The sequence below is a fragment of the Rhodanobacter caeni genome, from assembly GCF_039523575.1.
Taxonomy (GTDB): Bacteria; Pseudomonadota; Gammaproteobacteria; order Xanthomonadales; family Rhodanobacteraceae; genus Rhodanobacter; species Rhodanobacter caeni.
In genome coordinates this window covers 471,900-485,155 of record NZ_BAAAFO010000004.1, presented here as the reverse complement: position 1 = coordinate 485,155, position 13,256 = coordinate 471,900, and the positions used below count along the sequence as shown (strand labels likewise).

Here is a 13,256-nt window from a genome sequence, read left to right as displayed (position 1 = left end):
TCCAAATTTTCCACCCGACCTGGCGATCAGGCTTCGCGATCAGATCACAGGCGTTCCTTGTTGATCTTGATCTCGGTTCGCGACCGCAGGATCTCGATCAACTCGCTCGTCGCTTCGGAACCGTAGGCTTGTGCCATCTGCTGGCGTAGCGATTCACGCTGCTCGGCGGTCACACCGGACAGGTCGCCCGGCTGCACCTTGTCCAGCGCGAGCAAGGCGTAGACGCCCTTGCCCATGTCGACGTCGGCGTACTGCGGCTTGCCCTCGGCGGGATGCGGCAACAGGAACGCGCGATCGCGGATCGGCGCCGGCACGTCGGCCTGGACACGCAACGCCTCCTTGACGGTGGTCACGTCCTGCTTCGAGGCAGCGGCCACGTCTTCCATCGAATCACCCTTCTGCAACCGCGCCAGCAGACTCTCTGCCTGCGCCTTCGCATCAGCGGCCACGCGTTCATCGATGATGCGATTGCGTACGTCGTCGCGCACGTCGGCCAGCGGTCGCGGCGTCGACGGCAGGTGCTTGTCGACGTGGATCACCACCGAGTGATCGCCACCCAGATCGATCAAGCCCGAATTGTTCCCCTGCGCCAGCACGTCATCCGAAAACGCCGCTGCAACCACCTTGGGGTTGGCCGCGATGCCTTCGCCGCCAGCGCGGGAAAACAGCGACGTTTCCTTGATGGGGAGCTTCAAGGCCTCGGACGCCGGCTCCAGCGAGGAGGGGTTCTGATACGTGTTGTCGGAAAGCTTGCCGGCGATGTCGTTGTACAGCCGGTCCTTGTCCGCCGCCGTGGCTTCCTTCACCAGCGTGTCGCGCACCTCTTCGAAAGGTTTGGCATCGCCGCTGCGAATGTCGCGCAACCAGATGATGTGGTAACCCTCCGGCGACAACACCGGCTTGGATATCTGGCCTTTCGTCATGGCAAGCATGGCCGATTCGAATGCCGGATTGGTCACGCCACGCTCCAGCCAGCCCAGGTCGCCACCCTGCCGCTTGGAACCCAGGTCCTGCGAATCCTTGCGGGCAAGATCGGCAAAATCCTCGGGCGTCGCGCGGGCGGCAATCTCGTTGGCCTTGGCCAGGGCGGCCTTCTGCTGCTCGGGCGTGGCGTTGGCCGGCACGTCGATCAGGATGTGCGAAACCAGGCGCTGCTCCGGCTGCACGAAACGCTGCTTCTCGTCGGCGTAGCGCTTGCGCAGTTCCTCGTCGCTGGGCGCCGATGCCGAAGCGAGGTCCGCGCCGTTCACTTCGATGTATTTCACCGAAACGCGCTCGGGATCGGTGTAGTCGGCCAGATGCGCCTTGTAGTAGGCGTCGATCTGCTCGTCGGTCACCTTGGTGTCGGAGGTCGTCGGGCGCGGCAACAGGACATAGCGCAGGTCGCGACGCTGCATGCGCAATGCCAGGAAACGTTCGGCATCGGCGGCGGGAATGATGGTGCTGGCGTTGATCGCGGCAGGGAGCAATTGGACGGCCAGATCGGAACGCACCTCGCTCTCGAACATCTCCGGCGTCTTGCGCTGGCTGGCCAGTACCGCGCTGTAGGACGTCGGATCGAAATGGCCGTCGACCTGGAACGCGGGGATGGACGCGATGTAGTCACGCACGGCCTGATCGGATACCCGCAGGCCCAGATCGTCATTGGCCTGGAGCAACAGTTGCTGATCGATCATCGAATTGAGCACACGCAGCTTCATCTCCGGCTTCTCGAAGATGCTGGTGTCGAACTGATCGCCCTGTTCGGCGCTGGCGCGCTGCCGCAACTGGTTGAGCCGATCCTGCATGTCGTTCTGGCTGATCTCATGCTTGCCGACCTTCGCCACCGACGTGTCGTTGCCGGACGTCAGATAGCCTTCCATGCCGAAAAACGACATGGCGAAGACGGAAATGCCCAGAAGGATGATGGCTGGCCATCCATGCATCTTGTTACGCATTGCCTGCAGCATTGGAATCTTCCCGCAACGTGGTTGTAGGCGCATGAGCGCGGTGCGAACGCCAGGCTGTCCCCGCGTGCCACAAGGGCATCAAGCACCCATCGCCTGGCGGCCGGCTCCGCCTGGACGAAGCATTGTGCCAAAAAACAAGGGCGCCACACGGGCGCCCTTGTGAACTGTGGCGGAGCGGACGGGACTCGAACCCGCGACCTCCGGCGTGACAGGCCAGCATTCTAACCAGCTGAACTACCGCTCCGCATTTCTGGTGGGTGCTGTAGGGATCGAACCTACGACCACCGCCTTGTAAGGGCGACGCTCTACCGCTGAGCTAAGCACCCGGGACCAAGCGTCAGCCGCTTAGTTTAGGGCATCCTTCAGGGTCTTGCCAGCCTTGAACGCGGGCACCTTCGACGCCTGGATCTGGATCATTTCGTTGGTCCGCGGGTTGCGACCCGTACGAGCCGCACGCGCACGCACGGTGAAAGTACCGAATCCGACGACAGAGACGTCTTCGCCGCTCTTGAGCGTCTTCTGCACGGTCTCGAAGAACGCTTCGAGCGCGCGGGTCGCATCGGCCTTGGTCAGTTCGGCCTTCTCGGCGATGGCGTTGATCAGATCGGTTTTATTCATTGAGAAACTCCTAGTTTTCGTCAGGCGCGGTTCGTTTTCGACGAAACAACGCCAGCGTGGATGATTGGCTCGCGCCAGGTGCCGTGTCGCAACAGGGGTCGCCGCGGTGGGCATGAAATCGGTGGTTCCGCCTTTATACCAGTGCGTCGCCAAACTTCGCAACACAAGTCACGGCAAGCGTTTTCGCGGAAATACAGCACACGAAACGGCGCGAAAAGCAAACGGCGGACGATGCCGATTCAGCATGCGTCCGCCGCCATGTCGGGGGGCCAAGCGCCAGTCACCGGGACCGGCCGACGACTCAATGTGTCCGCGAATGGACCTCCGCAGCCTCATCCACCGGCGCGCCCTCCTTGGACGCGTGGGCCTCTTCCACATCGGTCGCCTGACTGGGTTGCAGCGGACGCTCCAACGCGATGTCGAGCACCTCGTCGATCCAACGCACCGGATGGATATCCAGCGACGTGGTGATGTTGGCCGGCATGTCGACGAGATCCTTCTTGTTGTCTTCGGGAATGATCACCGTGGTGATGCCGCCACGAAGCGCAGCCAGCAGTTTTTCCTTCAGCCCGCCGATCGGCAGAACGCGCCCGCGCAAGGTGATTTCGCCCGTCATGGCCACTTCCGAGCGCACCGGTACCTTGGTAAGCGCGGAGACCAGGGCGGTGCACATCGCCACACCGGCACTTGGGCCGTCCTTGGGCGTGGCGCCCTCCGGTACGTGGATGTGCACGTCGAGCTTCTGGTGGAACTCCGGGTCGATGCCGAGCTGGTCCACACGCGCGCGCACCACCGAAAGCGCGGCCTGGATCGACTCCTTCATGACGTCACCGAGCTGCCCGGTGTTTACCAGTCGCCCCTTGCCGGGAACGATCGATGCCTCGATGCTGAGCAGCTCACCGCCCACCTGCGTCCAGGCCAGACCGGTGACCAGGCCGATTTCGTTCTGGACTTCCTTGCGGCCAAAATCGAAACGGCGAACGCCGAGGTAATGATCCAGATTCGCCGATGTTACCTCGACGCCGGTGACAGCCTTCTTCGAAGGTTTTGCGCTCCTGGTCTTCGCCTTCTTCGCCTTGGCGACCTCGCCCAGGGTCAGTTCCTTGACCACCTTGCGGCAGATCTTCGAGATCTCCCGCTCGAGGTTGCGCACGCCGGACTCGCGCGTGTAGTAGCGCACGATGTCCCGCAACGCCTCCTCGTCCACGCGCAATTCCTCGGGCTTGAGGCCGTTGGCCTTCAACTGCTTGGCAAGCAGATACCGTTGCGCGATGCCCAGCTTCTCATCCTCGGTGTAGCCCGGGATGCGAATGACCTCCATGCGATCCAGCAAGGGGCCGGGGATGTTCAGCGAGTTGGCGGTGGCGATCCACATCACCTCGGACAGATCGAAATCGACTTCCAGGTAATGGTCATTGAAGGCGTGGTTCTGTTCCGGATCGAGCACCTCGAGCAAGGCGGACGAAGGGTCGCCGCGGAAATCCATCGACATCTTGTCGATCTCGTCCAGCATGAACAGCGGATTGCGCGTGGCGACCTTGGTCAGGTTCTGCACGATACGACCCGGCATGGAACCGATGTAGGTCCGTCGATGACCGCGGATCTCAGCCTCGTCGCGCACGCCGCCCAGGCTCATCCGCACGAACTTGCGGTTGGTGGCCTTCGCGATCGACTGGCCCAGCGACGTCTTGCCCACGCCCGGCGGACCCACCAGGCACAGGATCGGACCTTTCATCGTGGCGACGCGCTGCTGCACGGCCAGGTACTCCAGGATGCGGTCCTTGACCTTTTCCAGCCCGAAGTGGTCGGCGTCGAGCACCTCCTGCGCCACGCGCAGATCCTTGTGCACCTTGCTGCGCTTCTTCCACGGCACGCCAACCAGCCAGTCGAGATAGTTGCGCACCACGGTCGCTTCCGCGGACATCGGCGACATCTGCTTCAGCTTGCCGAACTCCTGGCGCGCCTTGGTCAGCACCGCCTTGGGCATGCCGGCGTTCTCGATTTTCTTTTGCAGCTCCTCGACCTCGTTGGAGCCCTCGTCGTTGTCACCCAACTCCTTCTGGATGGCTTTCATCTGCTCGTTGAGGTAGTACTCGCGCTGGCTCTTCTCCATCTGCGTCTTGACGCGCCCGCGTATGCGCTTCTCCACCTGCTGCAGATCCATCTCGCTGTCGACCAGGCCAATCAGCAACTCCAGCCGCTGCGCCACGTCGGCGGTTTCAAGCACTTTCTGCTTGTCGGCCATGCGGACGGAAAGATGCGCGGCAATGGAATCGGCGACGCGCGACGGTTCCTCGATGCCGGACAGGCTGGCCAGCACCTCCGGCGGAAGCTTGCGGCTCTGCTTGACCAGTTGCTCGAACAACGAGATCAAGGTACGCGACACCACGTCGAGCTCGCGCTCCTTGGCGTTGTAGACAGGCTCGATCGTACGCGAGCGCGCCACCAGCATACCGTTGGCCTCACGGCAATCCTCGATGGACACCCGCGATTGGCCTTCGACCAGCACCTTGACCGTGCCATCGGGCAGCTTGAGCAATTGCAGCACGCCTGCCAGCGTGCCCACCGTGTGCAGGTCGGCGGCTTCCGGATCGTCGATATCCGGGCTCTTCTGCGCCACCAGCAGAATCTGGCGCTCGCCTTCCATCGCGCGCTCGAGCGCACGCATCGATTTGTCGCGGCCGACAAACAAGGGAATGACCATGTGTGGATACACCACGACGTCGCGCAACGGCAACACGGGCAGCGCATCCATCAATTCGGTTTTACGGACGGTCTTGGCCATCGAAAAATAGTTCCTGGTGGATCGACATACCGGGCCCGACACTGCGCCGGGACCCATGACACGTCAAGTGGAGGCAACCGGCGTGCTGCACAAGGTTTCCATGCCGCGGCGCCCAAAAAAAACGGCCCCGGTATTCACCGGAGCCGCTTTTTACCATACGACGTGTATCAGGCCGCGTCGCTGCCGTCGCTGGCCACGCGCTGCTGCAGGTTGCCGCGATAAATCAGGTAGGGCTCGGCCTGTCCGTTGATCACCGCATCATCCACCACGACCTTGCTGACGTGTTCCAGCGAGGGCAGCTCGTACATGGTTTCCAGCAATACCTGTTCGAGAATGGTGCGCAGGCCACGGGCACCGGTCTTGCGCTTGAGTGCCTTCTTGGCAATCGCCTGCAAGGCCTCGGGCCGAAATTCCAGCTCGACCTCTTCCATCTCGAACAGTTTCTTGAACTGCTTGGTGACCGCATTCTTCGGCTCGGTGAGGATCTTCACCAGGGCCGCCTCATCCAGCTCGTCGAGCGTGGCGACCACCGGAAGGCGGCCGACGAACTCGGGAATCAGACCGAACCGGACCAGGTCCTCGGGCTCGACGTCGGCCAGCACCTTGCCCAGGTTCTCGGTGCGCTCCTTGCTGCGCACCTCGGCCGAAAAACCGATGCCGGTGGTCTCCGATCGCTGCTGGATGACCTTTTCCAGCCCCGCGAATGCGCCGCCGCAGATGAACAGGATGTTCTTCGTATCCACCTGCAGGAACTCCTGCTGCGGATGCTTGCGCCCGCCCTGGGGTGGCACCGAGGCGAGGGTGCCTTCGATGAGTTTCAGCAACGCCTGCTGCACGCCCTCGCCCGAGACGTCGCGAGTGATCGACGGGTTTTCGCTCTTGCGCGAGATCTTGTCGATCTCGTCGATATAGACGATGCCCGACTGCGCCTTTTCCACGTCGTAGTCGCATTTCTGCAACAGCTTCTGGATGATGTTCTCCACGTCCTCGCCCACGTAGCCCGCTTCGGTCAGCGTGGTGGCATCGGCAATGGTGAACGGCACGTTCAACAGGCGCGCCAAGGTCTCGGCCAGCAGCGTCTTGCCCGAGCCGGTGGGCCCGATCAACAGGATGTTGGACTTGCCGAGCTCGATGTCATCGCTCTTCTGGCGCGACTCGATCCGCTTGTAGTGGTTGTACACCGCCACCGCCAGCGCCTTCTTGGCGCGTGATTGGCCCACAACATACTGGTCGAGCGACTCGCGGATCTCGCGGGGCTTGGGCAACTGGGTACGCCCCGACGCCGCCTTCTCCTCGAGCTCCTCGCGGATGATGTCGTTGCACAGCTCTACGCACTCGTCGCAGATGAATACGGACGGGCCCGCGATCAGCTTGCGCACCTCGTGTTGGCTCTTGCCGCAGAACGAGCAATAGAGAATTTTGCCGCTGTCGCTGGAACGCCCCTGCCGGTCGTCGCTCATACTTTCGATCCCGCTGGTCAATCTGAATGCGTCGCGAGAATACCACAGGGCTCCGCGTCTGCCTGCAGACGCGGAGCCCTACTCGTGACCTGGGTGTTTGTTGTTGAAATCAGGCCGATTTCACTGTTTCGCCGGCGCGCTTTTCCAGCACTTCGTCGATCAGGCCATAGGCCTTGGCCTCGTTGGCGTCCATGAAGCGGTCGCGCTCCATGTCCAACTCGATCTTGGCCAGTGGCTGGCCGGTATGTTCGGCATACAGCCGGTTCAGCCGCTCGCGTACGTACAGGATCTCCCGCGCCTGGATCTCGATGTCGGTTGCCTGGCCCTGCGCGCCGCCGGAAGGCTGGTGGATCATGACGCGCGAGTTGGGCAGCGCAAAGCGCTTGCCCTTGGCACCCGCCATCAGCAGGAACGAGCCCATGCTGCAGGCTTGGCCGATGCACATAGTGCTGACATTCGGCTTGATGAATTGCATCGTGTCGTAGATCGCCAGCCCCGCGGTGACCGCGCCGCCAGGGCTGTTGATGTAGAACTGGATGTCCTTGTCCGGGTTCTCGGACTCCAGGAACAGCATCTGCGCAACCAGCAGGTTGGCCACCTGGTCGTTGACTTCGCCGACCAGGAAAATCACGCGCTCTTTCAGCAGGCGTGAATAGATGTCATAGGAGCGCTCGCCACGGGCCGTCTGCTCGACGACCATCGGTACCAAATTGAGGTTCTGGATCTGATCCATGGCCATTAGCAGCTCTCCGGGTGATGTGCCTGACAGTAGGGCATCCGGCCCGATACGTCATCGGGCCGGACCGAAACGGTACCGATGGAATCAGGCACCAGCCGGGCGCATCACCTCGTCGAAACTCAGATCCAGGCGGGTGGTCTTGGCATGCTCCGCCACCCACTCGGCAACCTGGTCTTCCATGACGCGATTCTGCAGCCCGGACATCAATTGGGGGTCGCCGTTGTAGAGTTCAATGACCTTCTCCGGCTCCTCGTAGGTCGAGGCGATGGCCGCCAGCTGTTCCGCCACGCGGGTACGGTCGATCTTGAGCCCCTCCTTGCGCGCGATTTCGCTCATCAGCAAGCCGGCGATCACGCGCTTGCGCGCCATCGGCGTCGCCGATTCGATGAGTTCAGCCGAAGGCTGCTCGCCACGCGGCACGGCGTTGGCGGCCAGGTTCTGCGCCTCCGACTGCACCAGCAGGCGGGGCACATCCAGTCCGCTGTGCGCCTGGGCGATCTTCTCCGCCACCTCGGACTTCAACTGCCCCATCAGCGCGGCTTTCAATTCCCGTTCGAGATTGGCGCGCACTTCCTTGCGGAAGGTGTCGAGGTTGCCATCGGCAATGCCGAACAGCTTGGCGAACTCGCCATCGACCTCGGGGAGGTTCTGGGCCTGCACCTTGACGATCTTGAAGCTCACCTTTGCGGTCTTGCCGGCAAGCTTCTCGTTGCGGAAATCGGCGGGGAACGCCACGTCCGCCTCGAACTCGTCGTTGGCGCGGCGCCCCAGCAGCGAATCGTCCAGCGCCTTGAACAGCGTCCCGGACCCGAGCACGCTCCCCGCACGCTCCAGGCCGTCGGCCGGGAAACGGTAATCATCGACCGTTGCCGCATAGTCGAACAGCACGAAGTCCCCGTCCGCCGAGGCGCGGTCGACTTCGTCGAAACTGCGACGCTGCTGGCGCAGGGTTTCGAGCATCTTGTCGATGTCGGCCTCGGTCACGCTGGCGGACGGGCGCGTGATCTCGAGCGCGGCCACGTCGACCACCGGAAACTCGGGCATGATCTCGAACGTGGCGGTATACGCGATCTCGCCGTTCTCCGGCTTGCCGGTCGTATCGATCGCCGGATTCGCGATCGGCTGCAGTTTTTCCTGGGTCACCGCCTCGCGCAACGTGCTGCCGATCAGATCGGACAACACTTCGCCGCGCACCTGCTCCCCGAAACGCTGCTTGATCACGGCCGGCGGCACCTTGCCCGGCCGGAAGCCCTTCAGGCGCGCTGTGCGGCCCATCTCGGCTATACGTGCGCTCACCTGCGAATCGAAGCGTTCCGCGGGAAACTTCACCGTGAGCTTGCGCTCGAGGGTGCCGATGTTCTCAACCGAAACCTGCATGACGTCTCCTGGTACTACCTGATGTTTGGGCCTGGCGCAGGCACCATGGCGGCAAGGCCACCGGAAAAAAAGAAAACCAGCGTGACATGGTGCGAAAGGGGGGACTCGAACCCCCACGGGGTTAACCGCCAGAACCTAAATCTGGTGCGTCTACCAATTCCGCCACTTTCGCCTTGCCGCAACTGGCAACAAAAAAAAGCTCGCCCTGCCGCGCCGGTCCAGCGGACCCGGACGCCGCCGCCATCGTTGTTCATCGACAGCGTTTGGGCACTGGATAACGGGCCATTTTACGGTTGCCACGCCGCGCAGCACAAGCACGCCGGACCGCGCGCAGCGCGCATCCGGCGCGCACGGGGGCCGCCACGCCAGGCCTCCATGATTCCGCGATGCGGGCTCGATCGCAGACAAAAAAACAGGCACCTACGTTGCCGTGAGGTGCCTGTTCTGGATGGTGGGCCGTGAAGGATTCGAACCTTCGACCAATTGATTAAGAGTCAACTGCTCTACCAACTGAGCTAACGGCCCATGAACTGACGTGATGCCGGAACCGGGTTTGAAACTGGGGTGGATGATGGGATTCGAACCCACGACAACCGGAATCACAATCCGGGACTCTAACCAGCTGAGCTACATCCACCGTAAATCTTGCAACTGGCGCGCCAGACAGGACTCGAACCTGCAACCGTCGGCTTAGAAGGCCGATGCTCTATCCGGTTGAGCTACAGGCGCAGTCTCTGTGGCAGAACGTATCGCTGGTCGGGGCAGAGGGATTCGAACCCCCGACTTTTGCGTCCCAAACGCAACGCTCTACCAGACTGAGCTATACCCCGCTTTTCGAATCCCCGGCTGATCAAACACCGAAGCCTTGAATTGTTACGGGTGACGCCTCGCCCAGTCAATCCGTGTCGAAGCACACCATGACATCTGGAACCATTCCCGCGATCGGTACCAAGCCCTTTCGCGGGAAAAACAGCGAGGCGCGAACACCTCGCCAACAGTATAAAAATGGTGCGCCCGGAGAGATTCGAACTCCCGACCACCTAGTTCGTAGCCAGGTACTCTATCCAACTGAGCTACGGGCGCACTGAAAAAACTGTCGCTTTGCCGCGGTTGATGTTGGGACATCGACGCGGTGAAGCAAGAAGCGGAATTATTCAGATTCCGTCGTCGTGCGTCAACCTTTTTTCGTGAATTTTTTCATTCCGACTTCATCCGGCGCTCGTGGATTGCCGCGTGCGGCGCGGCATCACGCGAAAGCCGCGCCACCATCGCCGCGATACGACGAGAAAACGGCCAAGCCGAATGCGCCTCGCGTCGCCGCGATCGTTTGGCCGTCCATTTCAATCGTCGATGCCTGTCCTGTTCTGCGTGGCTGGATCGCCCACCTTGCCCACCGGCGAGCCGGCATCGCCCCTGGGCGGCGGCGGTGGCGGTGTGCTGCCGGTCGAGGCGTTCCTGGTCCAGTCCGTCGGCGGGCCCGGGATGCGTCCGGCCATGATGTCGTCGATCTGGCTCGCATCGATCGTCTCGTACTGCAGCAACGCGTCGGCCATCACGTGGAGCTTGTCGAGGTTGGCCGTGAGCAGCTCGCGGGTACGCGCAAACGCGCGATCGAGAATGCTCCGCACCACTTCGTCGATCTTGCTGGCGGTTTCGTTCGAGATGCTCTTGTGCTGGGTGACCGAACGACCCAGGAATACCTCGTCCTCGTCCTCGCCGTAGGTGATGGGACCAAGCTCATCGGAAAGGCCCCACTTGGTGGCCATGTTGCGCGCCATCTTGGTGGCGCGCTCGATGTCGTTGGAGGCGCCAGTAGTGACCTTGTCCGCACCGAAGATCAACTCCTCGGCCACGCGCCCGCCGTACAGCGAGCACAACTGCGATTCGATCGCCACCCGGTTGATGCTGTACTTGTCGCCTTCGGGCAGGTACATGGTGACGCCCAGCGCACGACCGCGCGGGATGATCGTCACCTTGTAGACCGGATCGTGCTCGGGCACGAGACGGCCGACGATGGCGTGCCCGGCTTCGTGATAGGCGGTGAGCTTCTTCTCGTCCTCGCTCATCGCCATCGAGCGCCGTTCGCTGCCCATCAGGATCTTGTCGCGCGCCTTGTCCAGGTGGCTCATGCGCACCTCGCGCGCGTTCTCGCGCGCCGCGAACAAGGCTGCCTCGTTGACGAGGTTCGCCAGGTCCGCACCGGAGAAACCCGGCGTGCCACGCGCAATGGTCATCGCATTGACGTCGCTGGCGACCGGCACCTTGCGCATGTGCACCTTGAGGATCTGCTCGCGACCGCGCACATCGGGCAGGCCGACCACCACCTGGCGGTCGAAACGGCCCGGGCGCAGCAGCGCCGGATCAAGCACGTCGGGGCGGTTGGTGGCGGCGATCACGATGATGCCCTCTGTGCCCTCGAAGCCATCCATCTCCACCAGCAACTGGTTCAGCGTCTGCTCGCGCTCGTCGTGCCCACCGCCCAGACCGGCGCCGCGGTGGCGGCCCACCGCATCGATCTCGTCGATGAAGATGATGCACGGCGCATGCTTCTTGGCCTGCTCGAACATGTCGCGCACGCGGCTGGCACCGACGCCGACGAACATTTCCACGAAGTCGGAGCCGGAAATGGAGAAAAACGGCACCTTCGCCTCGCCAGCGATGGCTTTTGCCAGCAGGGTCTTGCCGGTACCGGGCGGGCCCACCATCAGCACGCCGCGCGGAATCTTGCCGCCCAGTTTCTGGAAGCGACCGGGATCGCGCAGGAACTCGACCAGTTCGCCGACCTCCTCCTTCGCCTCGTCGCAGCCGGCCACGTCACTGAAGTTGACCTTGATCTGGTCCTCGCCCTGCAGCTTGGCGCGCGAGCGGCCGAAGCTCATCGCGCCGCGTCCGCCGCCACCGGACTGCATCTGCCGCATGAACCAGATGAATACGCCCACGATCAGGAGCACCGGCAGCCAGCTCACCAGCAGGCCGATCAGCGAGAAGCCCTCCGCCGGGTCCTGGCGCACTTCCACGCCCTTGTCCTGCATCTGCTTGACCACCTCGTTGGTGGTGAAGCCGAGCATGGGCGCGACGGTGCGGAACGGGCTGCCATCCTTCAGCTTGCCGCTGATGGTGGCCGGTTGATCGGCGCTGATCGTGGCGCTGGCCACGTTGCCGTTGTTCACGCTCTGCACGAAGCTGCTGTACGGCATCTCGGACGAGGCCGCGCCGTGCGGGCTGAAGCTCTGGAACACGGTGAACAACACCACCGCGATGATTACCCAGAGCAACACGTTTTTCGCTGTTTCATTCATGCACGGTTCTCGCCGGTGACGCTGCGGAAGGCTTGCGCCCCACCGCCAGCGCGTAGACCTCGCGCGACCGGGCGCGCGAGGCTTTGGGTTTACGCATCGTTACGCGGGTGAACTCCGCGCGCAAGTTGCGCAGATATACGTCAAAACCCGCTCCCTGGAACAACTTGATCAGGAACGAGCCGCCTGGCTTGAGCCACTGCTTGCTGAAATCGAGCGCCAACTCGGCCAGAACCATGGCACGGATCTGGTCTGCCAACGCCACACCACTCATATTGGGGGCCAGATCGCACAGCACAAGATCCAGCTTCTGCCCTTCCAGGCGCGATTCCAGCTCGCGCAGGACCGATTCCTCGCGAAAATCCCCCTGCAGGAAATCGACGCCGGCAATGCTCTGCATCGGCAGGATATCGAGCGCCAGCACCTTGCCGGTGTCGCCGAGCCGGTTGCGCACCAGTTGCGACCAGCTGCCCGGCGCGGCCCCCAGGTCGACCACGTTGATGCCCGGCTTGAGCAGATGGTCGCGGTCGATCAACTCTTCAAGCTTGTAGACCGCACGCGAACGCAAGCCGGCGGCCTGGGCCTTTTTCACGTACTCGTCCTTGAAATGTTCGCGCAGCCAGACGGCGCTGCTCTTGCTGCGGGCCATGTCGTCGATGGTCACTTGTAGGGAGCGGGATGCCGCATGATACCCTTTGCGGTTCTTCTACCGCGAATCGGCCACACCGCATGACCCTCTCACCCTCGCAGATACGCTACCTGCGCAGCCTTGCACACGACCTCAGCCCCGTGGTCCTGCTCGGCAACAAGGGAGCCACCGAGGCGGTGGTCAAGGAGCTGAACCAGGCGTTGGATATCCACGAACTGGTGAAGGTCAGGCTGTCTGGCGGCGACAAGGACGAACGACAGGCGCAAATCGACGTACTGACGAGCGGAACGCAGGCGCAGCAGATCCACAGGATCGGCCACGTCGTGGTGCTTTTCCGCCGCAATGCCGACGAGCCGAAGATCGCCTTGCCGCGCTGAAACACC

Annotated in this window: 9 protein-coding genes and 8 tRNA genes; 1 reads left to right on the top strand and 16 read right to left on the bottom strand. The window is 62.6% G+C overall.

What is annotated here, in order from left to right; genetic code table 11:
• Positions 1 to 44 precede the first annotated feature (44 nt).
• The 16 genes from ABD017_RS14995 to rlmE all read right to left on the bottom strand — a co-directional run bounded on the left by ABD017_RS14995 (position 45) and on the right by rlmE (position 12,888).
• Positions 45 to 1,949, bottom strand: a complete 1,905-nt coding sequence (locus ABD017_RS14995) for a SurA N-terminal domain-containing protein (protein WP_343883580.1) — start codon at positions 1,947 to 1,949, stop codon at positions 45 to 47.
• A gap of 167 nt (positions 1,950 to 2,116) precedes the next feature.
• A tRNA-Asp gene (locus ABD017_RS14990) sits at positions 2,117 to 2,193 on the bottom strand.
• 7 nt (positions 2,194 to 2,200) lie between these two features.
• Positions 2,201 to 2,275, bottom strand: a tRNA-Val gene (locus tag ABD017_RS14985).
• 19 nt (positions 2,276 to 2,294) lie between these two features.
• Entirely contained in the window at positions 2,295 to 2,567 is a 273-nt protein-coding gene (locus ABD017_RS14980; protein ID WP_007082749.1) for an HU family DNA-binding protein, read from the bottom strand.
• Between the two features lie 301 nt (positions 2,568 to 2,868).
• Positions 2,869 to 5,352: an endopeptidase La gene (lon, locus tag ABD017_RS14975; protein ID WP_343883579.1), complete on the bottom strand. Its 2,484-nt coding sequence runs from the start codon at positions 5,350 to 5,352 to the stop codon at positions 2,869 to 2,871.
• 167 nt (positions 5,353 to 5,519) lie between these two features.
• Positions 5,520 to 6,812, bottom strand: a complete 1,293-nt coding sequence (gene clpX, locus ABD017_RS14970; RefSeq protein ID WP_343883578.1) for an ATP-dependent Clp protease ATP-binding subunit ClpX — start codon at positions 6,810 to 6,812, stop codon at positions 5,520 to 5,522.
• Positions 6,813 to 6,921: 109 nt separating this feature from the next.
• A complete protein-coding gene (gene clpP, locus ABD017_RS14965) occupies positions 6,922 to 7,551 on the bottom strand; it encodes an ATP-dependent Clp endopeptidase proteolytic subunit ClpP (RefSeq protein WP_343883577.1) in 630 nt (209 codons plus the stop codon).
• Between the two features lie 84 nt (positions 7,552 to 7,635).
• The gene (gene tig, locus ABD017_RS14960) at positions 7,636 to 8,928 is read right to left on the bottom strand and encodes a trigger factor (RefSeq protein ID WP_343883576.1); all 1,293 of its coding nucleotides are present in this window, start codon (positions 8,926 to 8,928) and stop codon (positions 7,636 to 7,638) included.
• An 87-nt stretch (positions 8,929 to 9,015) separates the two neighbouring features.
• A tRNA-Leu gene (locus ABD017_RS14955) sits at positions 9,016 to 9,100 on the bottom strand.
• A 277-nt stretch (positions 9,101 to 9,377) separates the two neighbouring features.
• A tRNA-Lys gene (locus ABD017_RS14950) sits at positions 9,378 to 9,453 on the bottom strand.
• Positions 9,454 to 9,488: 35 nt separating this feature from the next.
• Positions 9,489 to 9,565, bottom strand: a tRNA-His gene (locus tag ABD017_RS14945).
• Positions 9,566 to 9,580: 15 nt separating this feature from the next.
• A tRNA-Arg gene (locus tag ABD017_RS14940) sits at positions 9,581 to 9,657 on the bottom strand.
• Between the two features lie 24 nt (positions 9,658 to 9,681).
• Positions 9,682 to 9,758, bottom strand: a tRNA-Pro gene (locus ABD017_RS14935).
• Positions 9,759 to 9,934: 176 nt separating this feature from the next.
• Positions 9,935 to 10,011 (bottom strand) — tRNA-Arg (locus ABD017_RS14930).
• Positions 10,012 to 10,268: 257 nt separating this feature from the next.
• The gene (ftsH, locus tag ABD017_RS14925) at positions 10,269 to 12,227 is read right to left on the bottom strand and encodes an ATP-dependent zinc metalloprotease FtsH (RefSeq protein ID WP_343883574.1); all 1,959 of its coding nucleotides are present in this window, start codon (positions 12,225 to 12,227) and stop codon (positions 10,269 to 10,271) included.
• Complete coding sequence (gene rlmE / locus ABD017_RS14920; RefSeq protein WP_007082755.1) at positions 12,220 to 12,888, bottom strand: 23S rRNA (uridine(2552)-2'-O)-methyltransferase RlmE; 669 nt, start codon at positions 12,886 to 12,888, stop codon at positions 12,220 to 12,222. Before rlmE ends, ftsH begins: the two co-directional genes overlap by 8 nt.
• 65 nt (positions 12,889 to 12,953) lie before the next feature.
• Here rlmE and yhbY point away from each other — a divergent pair, with 65 nt between their 5' ends.
• Positions 12,954 to 13,250: a ribosome assembly RNA-binding protein YhbY gene (gene yhbY / locus ABD017_RS14915; protein ID WP_343883572.1), complete on the top strand. Its 297-nt coding sequence runs from the start codon at positions 12,954 to 12,956 to the stop codon at positions 13,248 to 13,250.
• Positions 13,251 to 13,256: the final 6 nt, after the last annotated feature.

Excerpts from the sequence above, each read along its gene's own strand:
- ABD017_RS14995 (WP_343883580.1), bottom strand. The coding sequence starts at position 1,949 with ATGCTGCAGGCAATGCGTAACAAGATGCATGGATGGCCAGCCATCATC.
- ABD017_RS14980 (WP_007082749.1), bottom strand. The coding sequence starts at position 2,567 with ATGAATAAAACCGATCTGATCAACGCCATCGCCGAGAAGGCCGAACTG.
- lon (WP_343883579.1), bottom strand. The coding sequence starts at position 5,352 with ATGGCCAAGACCGTCCGTAAAACCGAATTGATGGATGCGCTGCCCGTG.
- clpX (WP_343883578.1), bottom strand. The coding sequence starts at position 6,812 with ATGAGCGACGACCGGCAGGGGCGTTCCAGCGACAGCGGCAAAATTCTC.
- clpP (WP_343883577.1), bottom strand. The coding sequence starts at position 7,551 with ATGGCCATGGATCAGATCCAGAACCTCAATTTGGTACCGATGGTCGTC.
- tig (WP_343883576.1), bottom strand. The coding sequence starts at position 8,928 with ATGCAGGTTTCGGTTGAGAACATCGGCACCCTCGAGCGCAAGCTCACG.
- ftsH (WP_343883574.1), bottom strand. The coding sequence starts at position 12,227 with ATGAATGAAACAGCGAAAAACGTGTTGCTCTGGGTAATCATCGCGGTG.
- yhbY (WP_343883572.1), top strand. The coding sequence starts at position 12,954 with ATGACCCTCTCACCCTCGCAGATACGCTACCTGCGCAGCCTTGCACAC.